The 21690-nt window shown below is 66.5% G+C and carries 20 protein-coding genes and 1 pseudogene; 11 read left to right on the forward strand and 10 right to left on the reverse strand.

All coding sequences use genetic code 11. The annotated features are described in order from the left end of the window. Nucleotides 1-165: 165 nt before the first annotated feature. Nucleotides 166-471 (forward strand): hypothetical protein, encoded by a 306-nt coding sequence (locus DVT68_RS02355; RefSeq protein ID WP_114823442.1) that lies wholly within the window; start codon nt 166-168, stop codon nt 469-471. Nucleotides 472-539: 68 nt separating this feature from the next. Here the strand turns inward: DVT68_RS02355 and DVT68_RS02360 are convergent, their stop codons facing one another. After that, on the reverse strand, nt 540-1094 hold the full coding sequence (locus DVT68_RS02360) for an NADPH-dependent FMN reductase (protein WP_114823443.1): 555 nt from the start codon (nt 1092-1094) through the stop codon (nt 540-542). Between the two features lie 329 nt (nt 1095-1423). Here DVT68_RS02360 and DVT68_RS02365 point away from each other — a divergent pair, with 329 nt between their 5' ends. Beyond that, on the forward strand, nt 1424-3118 hold the full coding sequence (locus DVT68_RS02365; protein ID WP_114823444.1) for a sensor domain-containing diguanylate cyclase: 1695 nt from the start codon (nt 1424-1426) through the stop codon (nt 3116-3118). An 89-nt stretch (nt 3119-3207) separates the two neighbouring features. Beyond that, nucleotides 3208-3642, forward strand: coding sequence for a VOC family protein (locus DVT68_RS02370; protein WP_114823445.1), 435 nt, complete (start codon nt 3208-3210; stop codon nt 3640-3642). On the opposite strand, the pseudogene DVT68_RS20390 reads toward DVT68_RS02370, so the two are convergent. Further along, nucleotides 3612-3800 (reverse strand): annotated as a pseudogene (locus DVT68_RS20390) (hypothetical protein); the annotation flags it as partial. The gene DVT68_RS02370 and the pseudogene DVT68_RS20390 sit on opposite strands and share 31 nt — an antisense overlap. Nucleotides 3801-3812: 12 nt before the next feature. Then, a complete protein-coding gene (locus DVT68_RS02375) occupies nt 3813-4034 on the reverse strand; it encodes a helix-turn-helix transcriptional regulator (protein WP_114823446.1) in 222 nt (73 codons plus the stop codon). Between the two features lie 228 nt (nt 4035-4262). Here DVT68_RS02375 and DVT68_RS02380 point away from each other — a divergent pair, with 228 nt between their 5' ends. The 5 genes from DVT68_RS02380 to DVT68_RS02400 all read left to right on the forward strand — a co-directional run bounded on the left by DVT68_RS02380 (nt 4263) and on the right by DVT68_RS02400 (nt 10075). Further along, nucleotides 4263-6188 (forward strand): CocE/NonD family hydrolase, encoded by a 1926-nt coding sequence (locus DVT68_RS02380; protein WP_114823447.1) that lies wholly within the window; start codon nt 4263-4265, stop codon nt 6186-6188. Between the two features lie 225 nt (nt 6189-6413). Continuing rightward, nucleotides 6414-7091, forward strand: a complete 678-nt coding sequence (locus tag DVT68_RS02385) for a TetR/AcrR family transcriptional regulator (protein WP_114823448.1) — start codon at nt 6414-6416, stop codon at nt 7089-7091. Further along, a complete protein-coding gene (locus DVT68_RS02390; RefSeq protein ID WP_114823449.1) occupies nt 7081-8046 on the forward strand; it encodes an HlyD family secretion protein in 966 nt (321 codons plus the stop codon). Before DVT68_RS02385 ends, DVT68_RS02390 begins: the two co-directional genes overlap by 11 nt. An 11-nt stretch (nt 8047-8057) precedes the next feature. Next, a complete protein-coding gene (locus DVT68_RS02395) occupies nt 8058-8987 on the forward strand; it encodes an ABC transporter ATP-binding protein (protein ID WP_114824350.1) in 930 nt (309 codons plus the stop codon). Further along, nucleotides 8984-10075: an ABC transporter permease gene (locus tag DVT68_RS02400; RefSeq protein ID WP_114823450.1), complete on the forward strand. Its 1092-nt coding sequence runs from the start codon at nt 8984-8986 to the stop codon at nt 10073-10075. The genes DVT68_RS02395 and DVT68_RS02400 overlap by 4 nt, the downstream gene beginning before the upstream one ends. Nucleotides 10076-10200: 125 nt before the next feature. On the opposite strand, the gene DVT68_RS02405 is transcribed toward DVT68_RS02400, so the two are convergent. The 3 genes from DVT68_RS02405 to DVT68_RS02415 all read right to left on the reverse strand — a co-directional run bounded on the left by DVT68_RS02405 (nt 10201) and on the right by DVT68_RS02415 (nt 13277). Continuing rightward, nucleotides 10201-10680 (reverse strand): DUF3761 domain-containing protein, encoded by a 480-nt coding sequence (locus tag DVT68_RS02405; RefSeq protein ID WP_114823451.1) that lies wholly within the window; start codon nt 10678-10680, stop codon nt 10201-10203. Between the two features lie 279 nt (nt 10681-10959). After that, nucleotides 10960-11397: an RcnB family protein gene (locus DVT68_RS02410; protein WP_233523317.1), complete on the reverse strand. Its 438-nt coding sequence runs from the start codon at nt 11395-11397 to the stop codon at nt 10960-10962. 248 nt (nt 11398-11645) lie between these two features. After that, nucleotides 11646-13277 (reverse strand): serine hydrolase, encoded by a 1632-nt coding sequence (locus DVT68_RS02415; protein WP_114823452.1) that lies wholly within the window; start codon nt 13275-13277, stop codon nt 11646-11648. Between the two features lie 139 nt (nt 13278-13416). Here DVT68_RS02415 and DVT68_RS02420 point away from each other — a divergent pair, with 139 nt between their 5' ends. Next, a complete protein-coding gene (locus DVT68_RS02420; protein WP_114823453.1) occupies nt 13417-14199 on the forward strand; it encodes a phosphatase PAP2 family protein in 783 nt (260 codons plus the stop codon). Between the two features lie 103 nt (nt 14200-14302). On the opposite strand, the gene DVT68_RS02425 is transcribed toward DVT68_RS02420, so the two are convergent. From DVT68_RS02425 to DVT68_RS02440, 4 genes are all read right to left on the reverse strand, one after another. Beyond that, on the reverse strand, nt 14303-16570 hold the full coding sequence (locus tag DVT68_RS02425) for a thiamine pyrophosphate-dependent enzyme (protein WP_114823454.1): 2268 nt from the start codon (nt 16568-16570) through the stop codon (nt 14303-14305). A 179-nt stretch (nt 16571-16749) separates the two neighbouring features. Beyond that, nucleotides 16750-17244, reverse strand: a complete 495-nt coding sequence (locus DVT68_RS02430; RefSeq protein ID WP_114823455.1) for a nucleotidyltransferase family protein — start codon at nt 17242-17244, stop codon at nt 16750-16752. Next, nucleotides 17241-17783, reverse strand: coding sequence for a GNAT family N-acetyltransferase (locus DVT68_RS02435; RefSeq protein ID WP_114823456.1), 543 nt, complete (start codon nt 17781-17783; stop codon nt 17241-17243). The genes DVT68_RS02430 and DVT68_RS02435 overlap by 4 nt, the downstream gene beginning before the upstream one ends. A gap of 125 nt (nt 17784-17908) precedes the next feature. After that, nucleotides 17909-19078, reverse strand: coding sequence for an acyl-CoA dehydrogenase family protein (locus DVT68_RS02440; RefSeq protein WP_114823457.1), 1170 nt, complete (start codon nt 19076-19078; stop codon nt 17909-17911). Nucleotides 19079-19339: 261 nt separating this feature from the next. Between DVT68_RS02440 and DVT68_RS02445 the strand changes: the two genes are divergently transcribed. Together DVT68_RS02445 and DVT68_RS02450 are read left to right on the forward strand one after the other, a co-directional pair. Next, nucleotides 19340-20215, forward strand: a complete 876-nt coding sequence (locus tag DVT68_RS02445; protein ID WP_114823458.1) for a DMT family transporter — start codon at nt 19340-19342, stop codon at nt 20213-20215. Nucleotides 20216-20445: 230 nt separating this feature from the next. Next, the gene (locus tag DVT68_RS02450; protein WP_114823459.1) at nt 20446-21675 is read left to right on the forward strand and encodes an efflux RND transporter periplasmic adaptor subunit; all 1230 of its coding nucleotides are present in this window, start codon (nt 20446-20448) and stop codon (nt 21673-21675) included. Nucleotides 21676-21690: the final 15 nt, after the last annotated feature.

The raw sequence follows: 21690 nt of genomic DNA on the forward strand, positions 1-21690 counted from the left end.
TTCGCCCCATGTAGGTGGCCGACACCCCATCGTCCCGCCCCGACGGCCAGACAGGTCGGGCGCCGGGACTTTCTGCCTTGCGTGGCCGACTTCGCCGAGGCCTGCGACTCCCTATCGTGCATGGACTTTGGCCCACGCCAAGTCCGCTCAAGATAGGGAGATCCCATGAAAAAGCTGCTCGCCGCCATCGCCATGACCAGCCTGGCCGCCCATGCCGTGGCTCAGACCACGGCCCCGATGGCGCAGGAATCCGCAACATCGCAGGAAGCTCCGGCCACGTCGCTGGGCGCCGCTCCAACCATCCCCGGCGCCGGAGCGGCGGGCGCGGCCGCCAACGGCAACCTCACGCCGCTCTACGTGGGCGCCAGCGCCGTCGGCGTCGCGGTGGTGGCCGCCGCGCTCAACGACGGCGGCAGCCACAACGGTACCCAAGGCACCACCGGAACGACGGGTACAACCGGCGCCCATTAAGGCCCGCAGGCCCGTTCCCGCTTCCGCCCGACGCCCCGGCCAAGCCGGGGCGTCGCATGTTAGGCGCCCTATTTGGGGAAGCGCTTCACCCAAGCCACATAGCGATCCACGAACCCGTGCACGAATTTCTTCGTGCTCTCGTGGGTGAAGTTTCCCTCGGCGTCAAACATGCCTTCCTTGTGCTGGATGAACACCTCTGGCTGTCCCAGGGTGGGCACGTCCAGATAGGCCAGGACGTTGCGCAAATGCTGCTGGGCCAACGCCGTGCCGGTCGCTCCGACCGATATGCCGATCACGGCGCCCGGCTTGCCGGCGAAGGAATTGGTCCCCCAGGGACGCGAGGCGATGTCGATGGCGTTCTTCAACACGCCGGGCATCGAACGGTTGTACTCCGGCGTGACGAACAGCAGCGCGTCGGCTGCCTCGATCACCTTCTTGAGGTTGGCGCACTCGGCCGGATAGGCCGCATCAAGGTCCTGGTTGTACAGGGGCAGATGATCGATGCGCACATGTTCGAACTGGAAATCAGCTGGCGCCAGCCGCTCCACGGCATGGGCCAGTTGGCGATTGAAAGACTCCTTGCGCAGGCTTCCTACGAATACGGCCACGCGGATCGTGCTCATGCTTGCTCCTCCTCTGGGGAAAGGCGGGCGCCTTGGGGGGATCCGCAAGCATGGCAGCGGTGACGGTCAAGCCTTCGTGAGCGCCGGCGCCCGACGCTTACCTATGACTTTCGATGTAAAGCCATCCCGCGTGCGCTCCATCATCATGGCTACCCGACCAGCAAGGACGACGGCATCCCTGCGCGACCGGTAGCGCGGGAATCCACCCACAGGGATGAGCGGGAGCGCCACGGAGTGACGCGACTCCATCAGGGAGCCGCGCGCCGAGACCAGGGGACCGGCAGATGGGTAGCAGGGGCATGGCGGCAGGGCGGCAGGGTCGGTGGCGGATGCTCGGCATCCTTGCCATGTGGCTGCTTGCGTCCGTGGTCCACGCCAACACGCCCCTGACCGGGGCCGCGCGCGAAGTTCGCCCGGGGGACACGCCGCAAAGCGTCCTGGACGCCTTCCACCGGGGCGACCTGGCCAGCTTTGACCCCAACCTGCTGCAACGCTTCCCGCCGCAGGGCCTGGGCACCTGGGTGGTGCTGCAACCCCAACCCCCGCTGGTCGATGAAGAGCGCGTACTGTCGATCTATCCACCGCCAACCACGACGGTGACCCTGATCGCCGGGGACGGCGCCTCCTCGCCGCTCTCGATGGAAGACTTTTCCACCGCCGCGCACGGCAACGGACGTCTGGCCTTCCGCATCCGCGCAGGCGTACCCGCCTCCGACCCGATCCTCCTGCGCTTCGAGCCGACCGCACTGCGAAGTTCGCCGGTGAGCTTCCAACTGCAATCCTGGGACGAATTCCTGCGCCATGATGCGCGCTGGCTGGTGTTCGCCAGCGCCTGCTTTGCGGTGATGCTGGCGATGTCGCTGATGGCGCTATGCCTGGCGCTGATGCTGCGCGACGCCACGTTCGCCTGGTACGCCGGCTACGTGCTCTGCTACGCGCTGATCCAGGGCGTGCAGACCGGCTTCCTGTTCCACCCGCTGGAGATAACCTGGCTGGCCGGCTCGGCGGACATGGTCGGTTCCTCCGCCGTGGCGGTGTCGCTGGCATTTGCCGCGATGTTCGTGGCGCGCTTTTGCGAACTGCCCCGCTACGCCCCGTGGCTGCACACGCCGACCCTTGCGCTCGCCGTGGGCATGCCGCTGGTGGTGCTGCTGCGCATTTGCCAGATCGGCCTGCTGCAGGAGACCGCGCAAGTACTGCTCGGCCCCCTGATGGTGATCGGCACCCTGCTGGTGTTGCTTGCCGGGGTGATGTCGGCGGTGCGTGGCGCGCGGGCCGCGTGGTTCTTCCTGGCCGGCTGGACGCCGCTACTGGCGCTGACCACGCTGTCGCATAGCCAGTTCGACGGCTCCCTGGCAGACGTGATCTGGCTCGGCGACGCCGGCCTGGCGGTGGGCGCCTTCTCAGCCGTGGTGTTGTCGCTGGGCCTGGCAGACCGCGCCCTGATCATGCGTCGAGACCACAGCATCGTGCAGGAGCTGGCCGACAACGACGCGCTCACCAACGTGCTCAATCGGCGTGCCTGGAGCGACAGCGTGCGCAAGGTGCTTAACAGCGGCAGCGGGCAACCCGTCGCGCTGCTGTTCCTGGACCTGGACCACTTCAAGATGCTCAACGATCGCCAGGGCCATGCCGCCGGCGACCGTGCGCTGGTCGCCGTGGCCGACGCGCTACGCCACGAGCTGCGCCCGCACGACCTGCTGGGCCGGTATGGCGGTGAGGAGTTCGTCGCCATGCTGTTCGGCATAGAGCAGGTGCAGGCCATGCAGGTGGCCACCCGCCTGTGCCGCCGCGTGCATCGGCTGGAGATCCCGGTGAACGACTCCGGCCTGCTGCTCACCGTCAGCATCGGCATCGCGATGCGGCTTCCCGATGACACCATCGAAGCGCTGGTCGAGCGCTCCGACCACGCCATGTACCGGGCCAAGCTTGCAGGCCGCAATCGCGCCCGGCTGGAGGAAAAGCTGGAACCCCTGGTGCGGCGACAGTGGCCTCGCGCTGTCGACAACGACGGCAACGCTTAGTCGCGCCTGCCAGCCCCCACTCGGAAAATCGACAAGACAACGCAGCGACCCGGACTAAGCTGGGGTCCTCCATCCGAAGGAGCACGCCCATGGCCAGTTCACACATTTCCGGCAGCACCATCATCCCCGGCCTGCGCTATCGCGACGCCCACGCGGCGATCGCATGGCTGTGCCAGGCATTCGGCTTCACCAGGCATGCGGTCTACGACGACGGCGAAGGCGGCGTGGCCCATGCGCAGCTTGTCTACGGTGGAGGCATGCTGATGCTGGGGTCAATACGCGACACCGAGTTCGGGCGTCAGCTCACACAACCGGATCAGATCGGCGGCATGGAAACCCAATGCCCCTATGTCGTCGTCAAGGACGGCCGGGCGCACTACGAGCAGGCCAAGGCCGCCGGCGCCGTGATCGTGGACGACTATGCCGAGAAGGATTACGGCGGCGCCGGCTACAGCTGCCGTGACCCTGAAGGTCATCTCTGGTGTTTCGGAAGCTATGACCCTTGGGCCGAATCCTCCACCTGAACCTCGTCCGCCGGCGCGATCGGCAGATAGACGTCCGCGCGCAGCAGGGCCTGCGGCGTCTCCTCCGGATCGTCGAGGAAGTGCCGGAACGGCAGTTCCTCGCGCAATGCGTATCCGCTGGCGGCCCACCAGTCGCCGATGAAGCGGTCGGTGAATTCGTCGAGTTCCTCCTAGGGACCCACGTGGCGCGGCCGCAGGCGCCCTGTCGTCGCCCCCACCGTTTCGCCGGTCAAGGCGCGGTAGATCCGATGGAAGTGGAACGGCGACAGATGCGCCGCGGCGGCCAGTTGCGGCACCACCGGCAACTGGCCGCCGGCGTCGACCGCCGCCTGCAGCAAGGCCACCGCCCGGTCGATCCGTCGCAGATAGTCGTCGCGCGTGCTGGTCTTCATGGCCGGGCTTCCTTGATGAGGACGAGCACCAGACTGCCGGCATCCCGCCGTCGCCGCGGCTCCATGCTTGCGCACCCGCAGCCTGTCGCCCGCCCACGCAGCAGACTAGGCAGGAAGTCATGCTGGGAGCCGACCCTTCGCTCCCTTACAGTCAGGCACGGGACCCGTCATCACTAACCCATCAACCCCGGACCGGCCGCCGCCACGGCCAGCCCGCCAGGAGGATTCATGCCCTTTCGCCGTACCGTGCTTGCCGTCGCCACGCTGGTCGCCCTGACTGCCGGCCTTGCCCAGGCCCAGACCGCGCCGCTCACCCCGGATATTCCGCACGCCAAGTTCGTGCCGGACACCGCCGGCTACGACTATGTGAAGCGCGAGGTGATGATCCCCATGCGCGACGGCGTGAAGCTGCACACGGTGATCGTGATTCCCAAGGGCGCCAAGCACGCGCCGATCCTGCTCACGCGCACGCCGTACAACGCCGACGGCCGCGCCGCGCGCTACCAGTCGCCGCACATGGACGCGACCCTGCCGCAGGGCGACGAGGTGTTCGTCAAGGGTGGCTACATCCGCGTGTTCCAGGACGTGCGAGGCAAGTACGGCTCCGAGGGCGAGTACGTGATGACGCGCCCGCTGCGCGGCCCGCTCAACTCCAGCGAGGTGGACCACTCCACCGACGCCTACGACACCATCGACTGGCTGGTGAAGAACATCCCCGAGTCCAACGGCAAGGTCGGCATGCTCGGCTCCTCCTACGAGGGCTTCACCGTGGTGATGGCGCTGGTGCATCCGCATCCGGCGCTGAAGGTGGCGGCGCCAGAGAGCCCGATGGTCGACGGCTGGATGGGCGACGACTGGTTCCACTACGGCGCCTTCCGCGAGACCAACTTCGACTACATCCGCGGCCAGACTGCGCAGAAGGGCAAAGGTGAGGCCACGCCGCGCGTGGGCTACGACGATTACAGCAACTTCCTGGCGGCCGGCTCGGCCGGCGACTACGCGCGCGCCAACGGGTTCGAGCAACTGCCTTACTGGCGCAAGCTGCACGAACACCCGTCCTACGACGCCTTCTGGCAGGAACAGGCGCTGGACAAGGTCATGGCCGCCCAGCCGCTCACCGTGCCGACCATGTGGTTGCAGGGCCTGTGGGATCAGGAAGACATGTGGGGCGCGATCCACAGCTACATGGCCACCGAACCCAAGGACAAGGGCAACGACAAGAACTTCCTGGTGATGGGCCCGTGGCGCCACAGCCAGGTGAACTACGACGGTACGTCGCTCGGCCCACTGAAGTGGGACGGCGACACCTCCCTGCAGTTCCGCCGCGACGTGCTCAAGCCGTTCTTCGACCAGTACCTGGTCGATGGCGCGCCCAAGGCGAACACGCCGCCGGTGCTGATCTACAACACCGGCGAAAACCACTGGGACCGCTACAAGTCCTGGCCGCTGAGCTGCGAGCAGGGCTGCGCCAACAAGCCGAAGGCGCTGTATCTCGGCGCCGGCGGCAACCTGTCGTTCAATGCGCCGGGCGCGGATGCCGCCAAGTACGACGAGTACGTCTCCGACCCGGCCAAGCCCGTGCCCTACCAGCCGCGCCCGGCGCATTTCGCCGACCACGACGCCTGGACGCGCTGGCTGGTGAACGACCAGCGCTTCGTGGATGGACGTCCAGACGTCCTCACCTACGTCAGCGCGCCGCTCACCGCGCCCCTGCACATTGGCGGCGCGCCTCAGGTGAACCTGTATGCCTCCACCAGCGGCAGCGACAGCGACTGGGTGGTGAAGCTGATCGACGTGTACCCGGATACGGTGCCCTCGGACCCGGAGATGGGCGGCTACGAGCTGGCGGTGTCGCTCGACATCTTCCGCGGCCGCTACCGCACCAGCTTCGAGCATCCGCAGGCGCTCACGCCTGACCAGCCGCTGCTGTACAGCTTTGGCCTGCCCACCACCAACCACGTGTTCCTGCCGGGCCACCGCATCATGGTGCAGGTGCAGTCCAGCCTGTACCCGCTGTACGACCGCAACCCGCAGACCTTCGTGCCGAACATCTTCGACGCCAAGGCAGGCGACTACCAGAAGGCCACGCAGCGCGTGTGGCATACGCCTGGCACGGCCAGCTCGATCAGCCTGCCGGTTGTGCCGAACGGTTGATAGCTCCTGGCGCCCCCTCTTCCTCACCAGGGAGGGGGCGTCACGCAATCGGGCATCGCCCTATCTGCCCTCACCGTCATTCCGGCTTTTGCAGGAATGACGGAACGAGTGCGGGGTCTACCCCAACTTCACGCAAAGGCCGGCCTTGCCGGCCTTTTCCATTGCGACAAAACGCCCACGTATCCATGACTTGCAATTAATTATATGTATGATTAATTAGCAGACATGAGCCAGCCAACGCCATCCACGCCGCGCCGCAGGCAAAGCGCGCGCCGCTCACCCGGGCGTCCGGGCACCGACAGTCCCGACCTGCGCCCCCACCTGATCGAAGCCGCGCTGGCCTGTTTCGTGCGCGACGGCATCGCCGCCACCTCCTTGCGCAGCATCGCCAGCGAGGCCGGCGTCACCCCCGCCCTCCTCAACTACTACTTCGGCAGCAAGCTCGCCCTGCGCGATGCCGTGTTCGAGGAACGGCTGATGCCTGCCGTGCACGCCTTGCGCGCCGGCATCGTCGACGCCGGTGACGATCCGCAGGCCCTGGCGCACGGCTTCGTGCGCGGCGTGTACGGGCTGATCGAGGCCTACCCCTGGTTCCCTGCCCTGTGGGTGCGCGAAGTGCTGTGCGAGGGCGGCGCCCTGCGCGAGCTGCTGCTTTCGCGCATCGGCCCCGAAGTGCCGCAAATGCTTGCCAAGCGCTTCGCGATGGCGCAGCAGCGCGGCCAGCTCAACCCGTCGCTCGACCCGCGCTTGCTGGTGGTATCGATGATCGGCCTCACGCTCTTTCCCGCCGCCGGCGCGCCGATCTGGCGACAGATTTTCCAGGCCGACCTTGGCATCGACGCCCTGACCAACCACGCGCTCGCCCTGCTCGGACATGGCATGGAGCCCCGGCATGAAGATTGACCGTCACCTGGCCCGGATTCTGTTGCCGAGCCTCCTGTTGCTGGCCGGCTGCCAAGCCTCGCCGCCCCAGGTGCTCGGCACGTTGGAGTTCGACCGAATCACCCTGCCCGCCCCGGCCGCCGAACATATCGTGCGCATCGACGTGCGCGAAGGCCAATACGTACCTGCCGGCGCCGTCATCATGCAGTTGGAGACCACCCGTACGCAGGCCGCGCTGGACTCGGCGCGCGCCGATCTGAAACAGCAGCAACAGGCCCTGCTGGAACTGGTGAACGGGCCGCGCGAGGAACAGATCCGCCAGGCCCGCGCCAACCTCGTCGGCGCGCAGGCGCAGGCGCGCGACGCCAACGCCTATTACCAACGGCTCTCCGCCCTGGCCCGCCAGCGCTTCATCGCCGACGCGGATCTCGATCGCGCCAAGGCCGCCGCCGGCAATGCCGATGCGGCCGTCGCCGCCGACCGCGCGATGCTCGACCAGTTGCTCAACGGCTCGCGCGCGGAAGACATCGCGCAAGCGCGAGCCGGCGTCGCCGCCGCCACTGCCACGGCGGCCTCGCGCGCGGTCGACCTGGAGAAACTCGACCTCACCGCGCCGCGCGACGTGCGCGTCGACAGCCTGCCCTACAAGCTGGGCGACCAGGCCCAGCCCGGCACGCCGCTGGTGATCCTGCTCGCGAGCGACACGCCTTTCGCCCGTGTCTACGTACCTGCGCCGCTGCGCCCCTCGGTGAAGGTCGGCGATGAAGCCGTGGTCACCCTGCACGACGGCAAGCGCAGCTTCCACGGCAAGGTCCGCATGATCCGCAGCGAACCGACCTTCACGCCCTACTACGCACTGAGTGGCGATGACGCCACCCGGTTGAGCTACCTCGCGGAGATCGCGCTCGGCCAGGACGCCAAGGATCTGCCGCAGGGCTTCCCGCTCTCCGCGGTGTTCCCGGGTAAGCACGAATGACCGACACGGCCATCCATGCGCGGAACCTGACCAAGCGCTTCGGCGCCCTGGCCGCGGTCAACGCGGTGGACCTGGACGTCCCGCGCGCCTGCGTCTACGGCTTCCTCGGCCCCAATGGCTCGGGCAAGTCCACCACCATCCGCATGCTGTGCGGCCTGCTGACGCCCACCGAGGGCGACATCGAAGTGCTTGGCCTGCGCATTCCGCAGCAGGCCGAAGCGCTCAAGCGGCGCATCGGCTACATGACACAGAAGTTCTCGCTGTTCGACGACCTGTCGGTGCGGCAGAACCTGGAGTTCCTCGCCACCGTGCAGGGCCTGTCGCAGCGCGCAGGCAAGGCGCGCGTGGACGACCTGTTGCGCTGGTACCGGCTGGATGACCGCCAGCAACAGCTTGCCGGCACCCTGAGCGGCGGCCAGAAGCAACGCCTGGCGCTGGCCGGCGCCATCGTGCACGAACCGGAACTGCTGTTCCTGGACGAGCCGACCAGCGCGGTCGACCCCGAATCGCGCCGCGACTTCTGGGAGAAGTTGTTCGACCTGGCCGACGATGGCACGACGATACTCGTGTCCACGCATTACATGGACGAAGCCGAGCGATGCCATCGGCTGGCCATTCTCGACACCGGCAACCTGGTAGCCGACGGCACGCCCGCCGAACTCACCGCCAAGCTTCAGGGCCGCACCTACCTCGTGCGCGCCAGTTCACCGCGGCAGGCCAAGGACACCCTTGCCAGCCACCCGGATGTGTTGAGCGTGGCGCAGATCGGAAACGAGCTGCGCGTACTGACCCGTGGCAGTAATGCCGATGCAGATGCGCTGCGCGGCTGCCTCGACGGGACCAACGTGACGGCGGAAGTGACGAGCGTCGAACCCAATCTGGAAGACGTGTTCGTGGTCGCCACGCACGGACAGGCCAGGCGCGAGGAGCAGCTCGCGTGAACCTGCGCCGCCTGTGGGCCATCATGATCAAGGAACTGCGCCAGCTGCGACGCGACTGCGTCACGCTCGCCATGATCATGGGCATGCCGGTGTTGCAGTTGATGCTGTTCGGCTATGCCATCAACCTCAATCTGCGCCACCTGCCTGCGGCCGTGGTGGACCAGGCGCAGACCAGCGGTTCGCGCGCCGCCGTGCAGGACCTGCTCGCCAGCGGCGTGATCGAACTACGCGCCTCCGCGCAGAGCCCGCAGCAGTTGATCGATCTGCTGCGGCAGGGGCGCATCAGCGTGGGCATCGCCGTGCCGCCGGACTTCGAACGACGCAGGATGGACGGCCGCGAGTCGATCCAGGTCATGGTCGACGGCAGCGACAATGTGGTGCAAGCGGCTGCGGTCCAGCTTGCGCAATACCCGCTCAACCAACCGGACAACTTCCACGCGCAGACCGAACAACCGATCAGCGTGGTGAGCTTCTACAACCCCGAGCGGCGTTCGCCGGTGAACATTGTGCCGGGATTGGTGGGCGTGATCCTCACCATGACCATGGTGTTGTTCACCGCCGTAGCCATCGTGCGCGAGACCGAGCGCGGCAACCTCGAACTGCTCATCACCACGCCAGTGAGCCGCACCGAGCTGATGATCGGCAAGGTGCTGCCCTATGCGGCCATCGGTCTGGTGCAGACCAGCGTGGTGCTGCTGCTCGGCGTATGGCTGTTTCGCGTGCCGATACGCGGCGGCCTGTGGGATGTCTACATGGCGTCCAGCCTGCTGATCCTGGCCAACCTGTCGTTGGGCCTGCTGATTTCCACGCGGGCAAAGTCGCAGTTCCAGGCGATGCAGATGACGTTCTTCGTGTTCCTGCCATCGATCCTGCTGTCGGGCTTCATGTTCCCCTTCGACGGCATGCCGCGCCCGGCGCAGTGGATCGCCGAGCTATTGCCGCTCACCCATTTCATGCGACTGATCCGCGGCATCATGCTGCGCGGCGCGGACATGACCGACTTGCTGCCGGACAGCCTGGCGCTGGCCGCCTTCATCGTCATCATGCTGACGTTGGCGATTCGCTTGTTCCACAAGCGTCTGGATTGAAAAGGGCCGGCAGGCGCCGGCCCTTTTTTCGATTTACTCAATGCATCCGCGAGATGCATCGAACCATGGCTTCGGACTGCGTCATCCCCGCGAACGCGGGAATAACGAGGCAAGGCAGGGCTCGCTTACTTCTCGCACGCCTTGCCGTGGTCGGCGTGATAGCCCTTGGCCTTGGCGTCCGCTTCGCTCATGTAGGCTCCGGCCTTGGTCTTGCCGTACCACTTGTCACCCGGGCAGTGGTAGACCTTGCTGCTCGAATTGACCCATACCATGCCCGGCCCACCACCCGGCGCCGCCGTGGCAGGTGGCTCGTTGGCGGATTTGCCATTCGCTGCCGGCGTGGCCTTCGGCGCTGCGCTCGGCGCCGGGGTGGCCGCCGCGCTCTTCTCCGCCGCTGCGGCAGGCGCCGCGGCGCCGGCGGCGCCCCAGAACTCCTTCACGCCCTGATGGCCGGAGCAGGCGCCCTTCTTGGTCGCGTTGCTGGTGAAGCTGCCGTCCTTGCATTGGCCGGTGGAACCGGCGGGCGCCGACGCCTGCTGCGCGTAAACGGCGGGGCCCGCCAGAAGACCCGCAAGCAAGACTGCGATCAAACCGTACGATTTCATCTTCGATCCCTCCAGCGCGAATTCGTCTGTTCCAAGGAGACGGCTTCCCGAATGGCGGCCGTGCTCTCCATTGTCGTCATCGCATACGGCGCGGACCGCGTCGTCGCAAGACGTCCCCAAGCGCCCCTGCGCCTGTGCGAAAGACTATGCACCTGGCGCATGACGCCGGATCAGCGTGCACGGCGCGGCGTTCATGCGCCGTGAGGTCGATTCGAATTTTTTTGCGGAAAGGAATCGCGGTACTGCAGGCCGCGCCTGTAGTCGGCGCGGCCCTCGTACTCAGTGGGAGAGCACGATATTGGCGATGATACCGGTGGCGACGGCGACCAGCAGGAACTCGCCGGTATCGCTGCGCACATACTGGTAATCGCGCGGCGGCGGCGCGAGGTGGTATTCGTTCCAGTTCTCCACCACGTAGCGGTGGTCGCGGTATTCCACCGGCACGTAGCCGCCGCGGCGATACCAGCCTTCGTGCTGGCCGCGGTCGTGCACGATCACGTAGTCGCGGTGATCGCCCTCGCGGCGGTCGTGTTCGACCTCGCGACGGTCTTCTTCGTGGCGGTCGTGGTCGCGACGGTCATCGTCACGGTGGTCACGGTCGTGGCCATGGTCCTGCTCATAGCGGTCATGGTCTTGGTCGTACTGGATCGGCGCAGCCAGGGCGGACGACGACGCCACCACGGCGCCAAGCATCAGTGCGATCAGGGTCAATCTCATGCGAACTCTCCATCGTGTGATGCCGCGACATGCTCCCCTGTGGCGCAGTGTTCTACGGCGGCGCCATCATGTGTTTCGCAACGATGCACGAAAGGTGAATCCGTTCGCAAAAACGCATGCCTTGCATATCGCAATTTCATGCGTTGAAGCGCCATTGGGTTTGCGTCTCCCATTCACGTGCAAGACCCGCGGAATGGTCGACGCACGGGCCGCCGCGAAGCGGCCCGCCGGGGGCAACACTCCCCGGGTTATTTCACCGGCGTCAGGCGCAGATCCTGGAAGTCGAAGCTGAAATCCGTCAGCGGCGAGACCGGCTGCATGCGCACTTCACGCACCTTGCCATCCGCATCGAGCGAGTAAGTGACGAAAGCGTCGGCGTTGAGCGAGCGATCGTCCCAATGCACGATGAAGCTGTCGTGCTGCCACGGCTCCATGGTTCCCACCAGTTGCGCCGTCTTGGAGAAGCTCATGCGCAGCTTGCCGCCCTGCTGGCTGACCACGATGTCGCCGTACCACGGGTCGCGGAAAGAACCGGTGTAGCCGGCCAGCGGCAGCGACGGCTTGGCGGCCTTGTCGCGCGCGGCCTCATGCCGCTTCCAGCTGTCGTCGGCGTTGCCTTCGTTCTTCTTCACCGAGGCCGCATAGGCGGCCACCCAGTCCTTCTTGTCACGACCGAGGAAGGCGTCGAGCACGCGATAAGTCACCGCGTTGAACGCCGCGCCGGACTCCTGGTTGGTCAGCACCACCACGCCCAGCTTGAGATCCGGCACCAGGGTCACGCGCGACACCATGCCGGGCCAACCGCCGGTGTGCCACACCAGGCGCTGGCCATGGTAGTCGGACAGGAACCAGCCCTCGCCATAGCCGGCGAAGTTGGGACGCGTGTCACTGAGCTCCGGCACGGACGGCTCGGCGATCTTCATCGGCGTGAGCATCGACCACATCTGCTTCTGGCTGCTCTCGGAGAACAGCGCCTTGCCGCTGGGAAGGCGGCCGCCGGCGAGCTGCACGTTCATCCACTTCGCCATGTCGTGCACGCTGGCGTAGATGCCGCCCGCGCCAGGATTGTTGGACCACGCCATCGGCGGTACCGGCTTGAGTTCGCTGAAGTTGAACTTGGCATGGCCGGTAGCCGCGTTCATGCCGGGCTTCAGGTAGGTCATGTCCACCAGCGTCTCATCCATGCCGACCGGCTGGAGGATGCGCGTGCGGATGAAGTCGGCGTAGCTCTGCCCGGACACCTGCTCGATCACCAGCGTCGCCACGGCGAACAGGATATTGTCGTAGGCATAGGCGCTGCGGAAGCTGGTGGCTAGCGGCACGTTGCGCAGGCGCTGCACCACCTCCTTGGTCGAATACGACGTCGGCGGCCAATACAGCAGGTCGCCCGCGCCCAGGCCCAGACCGCTGCGATGCGCCAGCAGGTCGCGCACGCGCATCTCGTGCGTGACGTAGGGGTCGGACATCTGGAACCACGGCAGGTAGTCGGTCACCCGCGCATCCATGTCGAGCTTGCCTTCCTCGGCCAGCATCTGCAGCGCCGCGGCGGTGAAGGCCTTGGTGTTGGAGGCGATGGCGAACTTCGTGCGCGCATCCACCGGCTCCGGCTTGCCGAGCTCGCGCACGCCAAAGCCCTGTTCGAATACCACCTGGCCGTCCTTGACGATGGCCACCGCGATGCCCGGCACGTCGAACTGCTTGCGCACGCTGTCCACGTAGGCGCCGAAATCCTGCAGCTGGGCGGGCAGCGGCGAGGCCGCAACGATGGCTGCAACCGGGTGCGTCGCCGGGACAGCGCCGTCCTGCGCCCACAATGGGGTGGCAAGGATCAACAGGGCGCAACAACCCGCCACGCGCGGCGACAGCATTCGCAGGGACATCGAACAGCTCCGGGATGAAAAGCGAGCACTATCGCGGTAAACGTGCCCGCCTGCCAGCACCGGAAGTCACATCCACGGACGGCTCTTGGCGCATGGCCGGCCCGCGGACATGATGGGGGACGTACCGCGGAGGAGGCCCATGCAGGACCCCATCGACTGGATCGCCGACAACGCCATGCCCATCTGGGCCGTGCTGATGGTGCTGGCCTTGCTGGCCGGCGACCTTGCCTGGCAATGGAATCGTCGCCAGCGCGATGCGGCCCTCACCGCCGGACGTGAGCCACAGGTCGTTCGTGGCCCTACCGTGCTGTGGCTGCTGTTCGCCATGTTGCTGCTGTTTGGCGCGATCGCGCTGGCCGTCACGGAGGTGGCCTCGCGCGGACTGACCAGTCTCGATGCGGCGCTCGCGCAGGACCTCCATGTCCATATGCGACCGGCCACGCTGCAGGTGGTGGCGGCGGTTTCGCATCTGGGCGACCTGGGTTCGGTGGCGGCGGCCACGGTGGTCGTGCTGGCCGCCCTGCTGCTGCGCCGCCAGCTGCGCCTGGCGACCTGTTGGACCATCGCCATGGCTTGCGTCGTGCCGCTCAACAGCGGCCTGAAGGCGCTGTTCCAGCGTCCCCGTCCGTTGCAGAGCCACGGCTTCATGGTGGAACACGGCTGGAGCTTCCCCAGTGGCCACGCCTTTGGCGCGATGGTGTTCTACGGCATGCTGGCCTATGTGCTGCTGCGCCTGCTGCCGCAGCGCTGGCACCGCTGGGTGATTGCCGGCGCGGTGGCGATGGTGACAGTGATCGGCATCAGCCGCATCGTGCTCCAGGTGCACTACCTCAGCGACGTGGTCGGCGGTTATGCGAGTGGGCTGGTGTGGCTGCTGATCTGCATTGCCGGCGCGGAGGCGTGGCGGCTGCGGCGGCGCTGAGTGGACGCAGCCGAATCCACCACGTCATCCCTGCGAAAGCTGGGATGACGAATGGGGAGGAGACGCGGCGACTGTTGGGTGCACCAGCGCCGCCCTCAGGACATCAAGCCATCTTGCGCGCGGCAGCCACCACGTCCGCCTCGCCCGGCAGCACCAGCAGCGCGGCGCCGGCCAGTGGCGTGTACGTGTCTGCGCCCACCACGCGCTCCAGCGGCGTGGCGCCACTGCCGCCTTCGACGATGGCGGTGATGATGCCCTCGCCCACGCCAGCGCTCCGGCGTCCTTCATCCAGCACCAGGATGCGCTTGGCCGACTTCGCCTGCGCGGCGATGAACGCATCGTTGAGCGGCGCCAGCCAGCGCAGGTCCACCACGCGCACCTTCCAGCCCAGCTCGGCCTCGATCGTGCGCGCGGCGCGAAGCGCCATGGTCACGCCGTTGCCGAAGGTGAACACCACCAGGTCGTTCGCATCCTCGTGGTAAAGGCGACCTTCGCCCAGCGCCATCGCCTCGCCCGGAGCGGGATAGGCAAACTGCCACTGGCCGTCGCCGGCCTCGTACAGATCCTTGGTCATGTACAGCGCAATCGGCTCCAGGTAGGCGCACACACGACCGTCCACCTTCGACAGCGCCGTCATCGTGCGCAACATGGTGGCGGCGTCGTCGCCGCGGCTGGGGCAACCCACCACGAGGCCCGGGATGTCGCGCAGCGCGGCGATCGAGTTGTCGTTGTGGAAGTGACCACCGAAGCCCTTCTGGTAACCCAGGCTGGCCACGCGCATCACGATCGGGTTGCGGTACTGGTCGTTGGAGAAGAACTGCAGCGACGCCGCTTCGCCGCGAATCTGGTCGCAGGCGTTGTGGAAGTACGCCAGGTACTGGATCTCCGGGATCGGCAGCATGCCCATGTTGGCGTAGCCCTGGGCCAGGCCGAGGATGATCGTTTCATCCAGCAACGTGTTGAACACGCGGCTGCCCTTGAAGGTCTTGTGCAGTCCCTTGGTGACCGTATACACGCCGCCCTTCTGCGCGACGTCCTCGCCGAACAGCAGCGACTCGGGGTACTTGGCCATGATGTCGTGCAACGCCTGGCCGATCTGGATCGCCAGGTGGCGCGGCGGCTGCTTCTCCGGGAGCTTGTCTTCGCCACCGAAGGCTGCAAGGCGGCGATCCTGGTAGTCGGCGCGCTCCGCCTCGGCCTTCACCGCGGCCGGCGTGTACGGCGCCAGCGGCTTCATCACCTGCTCCAGCGAGGTCAGGCGCGGACGGCGGTCGGCATCCTCGGCGGCCTCGAAGCAGCGCTTGCGGGTGGCTTCGTACAGCGCCAGCAGCGACTCCCGCGTATACAGCCCCGAGGACAACGCGATCTCGGCCGAGCGCAGCAGCGGATCGCCGGCCTCCACCGCGAACAGCTCTTCCACGCTGCGCCACTCGATCTCGAAGTCGGTGCCCGCGTGACCCATCACGCGGGTGGTCTTCAGGTGCAGAAAGGTGGGACGGCGTGTGCTGCGGCAATGCTCCACCGCTGCCTGCACTTGGGCGTAACCTTCTGCCAGGTCCAGGCCGTCGGCAAAGAAATAGTCGAGGTCGGCGCGATGGCGGAAGTTGTTCGCCACCCAGCCGGAGGGCGTCTTCACCGAGATGCCGATGCCGTTGTCCTCGCACACATAGAGCACCGGCGCCGGCAGCTTTTGGTAGGCAGTCCACCCCGCCGCGTTGAACGCAGTCTGCGCGGTGGCGTGGTTGGACGAGGCATCGCCGAAGGAGCAAATGGCGATGCTGTCCTCCGGAATCGGCAACTGGTGGCCAATGCGACGCGCCTGCTCGATGGCGACCGCGGTGCCCAGCGCTTTGGGCAGGTGCGAGGCGATGGTCGAGGTCTGCGGCAACACCCAGAGCGGCTTGCTGCCCCACACCTTGTGGCGACCGCCGGAGGCCGGGTCTTCCATGCTCGCGGCGAACGACAGCGCCGAATCCATCACTGGATCCATGCCCGGCAGCTTGCGGAAGCGTTCGGCCATGAAACCGCCTGAGCGGTAGTGCAAAAAGGCCGGATCGGTATGGCGGGTCAGGCGCGCCACCATCGCGTTGCCTTCATGGCCGCTGGAGCCAATGGTGTAGAAGACCTTGTTCTGCACGCGGAGCACGCGCGCCATCAGGTCGAGATGTCGGCTGATGAGCTGCGATTCCAGCAGCTCGCAAAAGCCCCGCGCATCGAGCGAGCTGCCCGGCAGCACCGGCGCGTGGTCGCCATGCGGTGTGTGCACCTCGCCCTGCCACAGCTGCACGAACTCGATGAAGTTCTGGTCGACGATCTCGGCGCGGTTGAAGCCTTTATGGCGAGCCGTGAGGGAGTACGGGATGGCGGTCATGGGGTCTCGTCAACGAACGGCCGCGGGGGCGGCGGGTTGGGGAATGGAGGTGCGTCTCATGCGAGGCGGATTTTCCCTCTCCCCTCCGGGGAGAGGGTTGGGTGAGGGGCCAATCTTGCGTCGTGGCTCCATCGAAGCGTGCTTCGTAGATGTGTCATCGCGAGCACCCGCCCCTCACCTCAGTCCTCTCCCCGGAGGGGAGAGGAAGCAGAAGCTCGCAACAGTTCAGCGCGCAGCAAATCCTTCTCGCGCCCGAAACTTTCAAGAATGCGGATCTGATCCTCAAGCGACGGCACCGGCACAGCGAGCCCGTTCAAGCCAACCAGCGTGAGTTTTCCGGCCTTCACCGGCTTCCACCCATCCCCCTGGTTGAGCTCCAACTCACCCATCACTTCCACCGGCAACCCGGGAAAGCGAAACCGCGCAAAGTGCGAGCGGAAGCGCTCCGCACTGACAGGCTCATGGGTGTGTTCGCGGCGCTCGGCCCACAGCGTCATCAATTGCTCGGCATCGTTGCGCGACACCAGCACGTCGACATCGGCCACGCCGACGTCGGCGCCCGCGAGCAACGCCGCTGCGCTGCCGATCAGGCACCACGGCTCCACGCAATGCACGTGCAGCTCCGGCACGATCTCTGCCAGCGTGGCGTACAGCGCGGGGTTCACGTGACTCATGCGTGTCGCCTCCGCCATTCCTCGCGCGTCTGGCCCCAGATATCGACGGCGATGTTCTGGAATGGCTCGGGAAGTTTTCCGGGCCCGCGCGGCGTCGAGCCCAGTTTGCGCGCGACCACCTGCGATGCGGTGTTGTCCGGCGCGATGGTGTGGATCACCTCGGCCCAGCCCAGGGTGTCAAACGCCCAATGGATCGCTGCGATGGCGCCTTCCGGCGCATAGCCCTTGCCCCAGGTGTCGCGCAGCAGGCCCCAGCCGACTTCGGTGCCGGGCCAGCCTTCCGGCTGCCACGGCCCCAATCGGCCGATCCAACGCCCGCTGGACTTCTCGATCACCGAGAACATGCCAAAGCCCTGGATAGCCCACGCGCCGGCCATGGTGAGAAACCCGCGCCATGCGACGGCGCGCGGCTGCGGTCCGCCGATATGGCGCGAGTTTTCCTCGTCGGCCATCAGCGCCGCCCAGCCTTCGAAATCCTCCGCCAAGGTCGGGCGAAGGATGAGTCGTTCGGTTTCGATGCGGATGCTTTGCCAGCTCACGGCTTAACCTCGAAACGTGGTTTTCCTCGTCGTCATCCCAGCGCAGGCTGGGATCCAGTGACTTCGGAGGAGGGGCGAAGACGCTGGGCCCCAGCCTGCGCTGGGGCGACGGCATGGAAGCGCAATCAGAACGCGTTGATGCCCGTCAGCTCGCGCCCCACCACCAACTGGTGCACCGTCTCGGTACCCTCATAGGTGATGACCGATTCCAGGTTCAGCGCATGGCGAATCGCCACGTGCTCGGTGGTGATGCCGGCGCCGCCGAGGATGTCGCGGCATTCGCGCGCGATGTCGATGGCGATGCGGCAGTTGTTCCACTTGGCCAGCGACACCTGGGTCGGCTGCATGTTCCCGGCATCCTTGAGGCGGCCAAGCTGCAGCGACAGCAGCTGCGCCATGGTGATGCGCCGGGCCATCTCGGCCATCTTGATCTGGATGGCCTGATTGGAAGCGAGCGGACGACCGAACAGCACGCGTTCCTGCGTGTAGTCGAGCACTTCCTTCAGGCAGGCCTGCGCGGCGCCGATCGGGCCCCAGGTGATGCCGTAGCGCGCCTGCGTGAGGCAGCCCAGCGGACCCTTCAGGCCCTTTACGTTGGGCAGGCGATTGGCTTCCGGCACGCGCACGTTGTCGAAGAACAGCGCGGAGGTCACCGACGCGCGCAGGCTCATCTTCTTGTGCACTTCCTGCGCGGTGAAGCCCGGCGTGTTGGTCGGCACGATGAAGCCCTGGATGCCGTCCTCGGTCTGCGCCCACACAATGGCGATGTGCGCGAGGTTGCCGTTGGTGATCCACATCTTGGCGCCGTTGATGACCCAGTCACCGCCGTCCTTCTTGGCGTGGGTCTTCATGTTGGCCGGATCGGAGCCGCCGTGCGGCTCGGTGAGGCCGAAGCAGCCGATGATCTCGCCCGCCGCCATCTTCGGCAGGTAGTGCATCTTCTGCTCTTCCGTGCCGTAGGCGTAGATCGGGTACATGCACAGCGAGCTCTGCACCGAGGCGAAGCTGCGCAGGCCCGAGTCGCCGCGCTCCAGCTCCTGGCAGATCAGGCCGTAGCTGACGCCGTTCATGCCGGCGCAGCCGTACTTCTCCGGGATGGTCGCGCCCAGCAGGCCCAGGCTGGCGATCTCCGGAACCAGCTCCTTGGGGAAGCGGCCCTGGTCGAAGCAATCCCCGATGATCGGCAGCACCTTCTCGTCGACGAAGCGGCCGACGGAGTCCTGCACCATGCGCTCTTCGTCGGACAACAGCGAGCGGACGTCGTAGAGGTCGAGGGGATTCAGGCGAGCGGACATCGTCAGCGGTTCCGTGAATGGGGACAATCTTCCATTCTAGCGGGGTAGCCTGAGGCGGTCATGACGGGGTGCAGCAGTCCGGGGTAGGCGCTAGGGCTGGCCTATGGGACCATGCGTCTCATCCCCGATATCCCGGCCGGCGCCGCCCCAGGGGGCAATCGCCGGGATTCACATGCCTTGAGTCCCCGTGAAAGCCGCCAGGCCCCGTCCAGGCGGGTTTCCGGGCCTTGCTGGCACGACGCATCCCCTGCCGGATCATTCATGTTCAAAGGTGTCCTACTCGGCTTTGCCTGCTACGCGGCCTACGCGATCAGCGACGCCTTCGTGAAATCCCTGCACGGGACGCTGCCGGCGTTCGAGGCGGTGTTCTTCGGCGCGGTGCTGATGCTCAGCGCCCTGCCCTTCATCCGCAGGCCGGGCGACCGTTACGTCGAGGTGTTTCACGCGCGCAAGCCGAGCCTGTGGTGGATACGCGCGATCACCGGCGCCATCTGCAACATCGCCGCGGTCATCGCCTTTACCGCGCTGCCGATGGCCGAAGCCTTTGCGCTGATCTTTCTGCTGCCGATCTTCGTCACGCTGCTCTCGGTGATCTTCCTCAAGGAACACGTGGGCTGGCGGCGCTGGTCGGCGGTGATCGTGGGTTTCATCGGTGTGCTGGTGGTGCTGCGCCCGGGCTTTCGCGTGCTGGGTGTGGGCCATTTTGCGGCAATGACCTGCGGCCTGTCCGGCGCTGTCTCGGTGGTGGCGCTGCGCATGGCCGGTCCCCATGAGAAACGCATCAGCCTGTACGGCGCCGGCGTGATCGGCCCGCTGGCTGCTGGCGGCGTGCTGATGTTGTCCAACTTCGTGTGGCCGAACCTGCACCAATGGTTCCTGCTGGCCGGCTATGGCTTGATGGCGGGCCTGGCCGGCGTGCTGCTGATGCTGGCGACCCACCATGCGCCGGCCAATCGCGTGGCGCCCACCCAGTACAGCCAGATGCTGTGGGCGATCTTCTTCGGCTACTGGCTGTTCGGCGACCACCTGGACTGGCCCATGCTGATCGGCATCGTGCTGATCCTTGGTTCGGGTCTGTTCACCCTGTTGCGCGAAGAACAAGTCACCGGCTGGTGGAAGCGCGCCCGCATGGTCTGAGTCCGCGGCGCCCCGCCGCCGGACATGCCCCGTCGTCACGATCACCACGCCATGACGGCCGGTGTGCCATCTGTCTGCGGCAGTGACACCCCCTGTGGGGTCAACCACTTGCGTGAAGGATCGTTAAAGATGTCTCGACCGGGCTTCTGACGGCGCCGCACTGACGGCGCCGCAGAACGTCGAGCGTTGTTGCTTCACCCGTGGACTGCGGAACCGCCGGGAGATGCTGCATGAGTGCCGACACTCCGAACGCCACCGCTCAGCCGCGCAAACGGCGTGGCGTGATGATCGCGGCCATTGTCGGCGCCGTGCTGATCGCACTGATGGTGATCCACGTGATCACCGGCCAGAAGAGCAAGGCCGGTAACCCGCCGCAGGTGGTGAGCGTGGCCACCGCCACGCTGGGTGACATGCCGGTGATTCTCAGCGCACTGGGCACCGTCACGCCGATCGCCACGGTCAACGTGCTGCCGCAGCTCAGCGGGTACCTCACCGCCGTGGGTTACCAGGAAGGCCAGGACGTCGCCAAGGGACAGTTCCTCGCACAGATCGACCCACGCCAGTTCGAGATCAACAAGCAGCAGGCGGAGGCGCAACTGGCCAAGGATCAGGCCAGCCTCGCCCAGGCCAGGGCCGACCTCGTGCGCTACACGCAACTGCACGAGCAGAACTCGATCGCCGAACAGATCTATGCGAACCAGAAGTTCACCGTGCAGCAGGGCGAAGCTGCGGTGAAGGCGGATCAGGCTGCGATCGCGCAGGCCGAACTGGACCTCATCTACTGCCATATCACGGCGCCGGTGGCCGGGCGCGTCGGATTGCGCCTGGTCGATCCCGGCAACTTCGTCACCCAGTCGAGCTCGCCGGGCATCGTCACCATCACCACCATGAAGCCGACCACGGTGCAATTCGCCGTGCCGCAGAACTCGCTGGGCCAGGTGCTGGAACGCGTCAACAGCGGCGCCACGCTGCCGGTGACTGTCTACAACAGCGACAACACCAAGGAGCTTGCCACCGGCACGCTGTTTGCGCTGAGCAACCAGATGGCCACCAGCACCGGCACGGTGACGCTGCGCGCGAAGTTCGCCAATGACAACGAAATATTGTTCCCCAATGAGTTCGTCAATGCGCGGCTGCTGGTGGACACCATGCACAAAGCAGTGGTGGTGCCGACTCCGGCGGTGCTGAGCGGCGCGCCGGGCAACTATGTCTACCTGGTCAATGCCGACCAGACCGTCACCGTGCACAAGATCACTCCCGGCCCAAGCGACGGCCGGCGCACGGTGATCCTCGCCGGCCTCCAGGCCGGACAGCGCGTGGTGACCGATGGCATGGACCGGCTCAGCGACGGCGCCGCCATCCGCGTCGCCTCGCCCGCGCCAGCAGCGGCAAGCACCAGCGGCCATGCTGCGCCGGCGCAAACCCATGACAAGCACGCGCGCACCGCCAGCGCGTCCTGATCGAGCCGGGCGCGC

Source organism: Dyella solisilvae (assembly GCF_003351225.1).
GTDB classification, from domain to species: domain Bacteria; phylum Pseudomonadota; class Gammaproteobacteria; order Xanthomonadales; family Rhodanobacteraceae; genus Dyella; species Dyella solisilvae.

Coding starts and splice junctions, on each gene's coding strand:
- DVT68_RS02355 (WP_114823442.1), top strand. CDS start 166: ATGAAAAAGCTGCTCGCCGCCATCGCCATGACCAGCCTGGCCGCCCAT.
- DVT68_RS02360 (WP_114823443.1), bottom strand. CDS start 1,094: ATGAGCACGATCCGCGTGGCCGTATTCGTAGGAAGCCTGCGCAAGGAG.
- DVT68_RS02365 (WP_114823444.1), top strand. CDS start 1,424: ATGCTCGGCATCCTTGCCATGTGGCTGCTTGCGTCCGTGGTCCACGCC.
- DVT68_RS02370 (WP_114823445.1), top strand. CDS start 3,208: ATGGCCAGTTCACACATTTCCGGCAGCACCATCATCCCCGGCCTGCGC.
- DVT68_RS02375 (WP_114823446.1), bottom strand. CDS start 4,034: ATGAAGACCAGCACGCGCGACGACTATCTGCGACGGATCGACCGGGCG.
- DVT68_RS02380 (WP_114823447.1), top strand. CDS start 4,263: ATGCCCTTTCGCCGTACCGTGCTTGCCGTCGCCACGCTGGTCGCCCTG.
- DVT68_RS02385 (WP_114823448.1), top strand. CDS start 6,414: ATGAGCCAGCCAACGCCATCCACGCCGCGCCGCAGGCAAAGCGCGCGC.
- DVT68_RS02390 (WP_114823449.1), top strand. CDS start 7,081: ATGAAGATTGACCGTCACCTGGCCCGGATTCTGTTGCCGAGCCTCCTG.
- DVT68_RS02405 (WP_114823451.1), bottom strand. CDS start 10,680: ATGAAATCGTACGGTTTGATCGCAGTCTTGCTTGCGGGTCTTCTGGCG.
- DVT68_RS02410 (WP_233523317.1), bottom strand. CDS start 11,397: ATGAGATTGACCCTGATCGCACTGATGCTTGGCGCCGTGGTGGCGTCG.
- DVT68_RS02415 (WP_114823452.1), bottom strand. CDS start 13,277: ATGTCCCTGCGAATGCTGTCGCCGCGCGTGGCGGGTTGTTGCGCCCTG.
- DVT68_RS02420 (WP_114823453.1), top strand. CDS start 13,417: ATGCAGGACCCCATCGACTGGATCGCCGACAACGCCATGCCCATCTGG.
- DVT68_RS02425 (WP_114823454.1), bottom strand. CDS start 16,570: ATGACCGCCATCCCGTACTCCCTCACGGCTCGCCATAAAGGCTTCAAC.
- DVT68_RS02430 (WP_114823455.1), bottom strand. CDS start 17,244: ATGAGTCACGTGAACCCCGCGCTGTACGCCACGCTGGCAGAGATCGTG.
- DVT68_RS02440 (WP_114823457.1), bottom strand. CDS start 19,078: ATGTCCGCTCGCCTGAATCCCCTCGACCTCTACGACGTCCGCTCGCTG.
- DVT68_RS02445 (WP_114823458.1), top strand. CDS start 19,340: ATGTTCAAAGGTGTCCTACTCGGCTTTGCCTGCTACGCGGCCTACGCG.
- DVT68_RS02450 (WP_114823459.1), top strand. CDS start 20,446: ATGAGTGCCGACACTCCGAACGCCACCGCTCAGCCGCGCAAACGGCGT.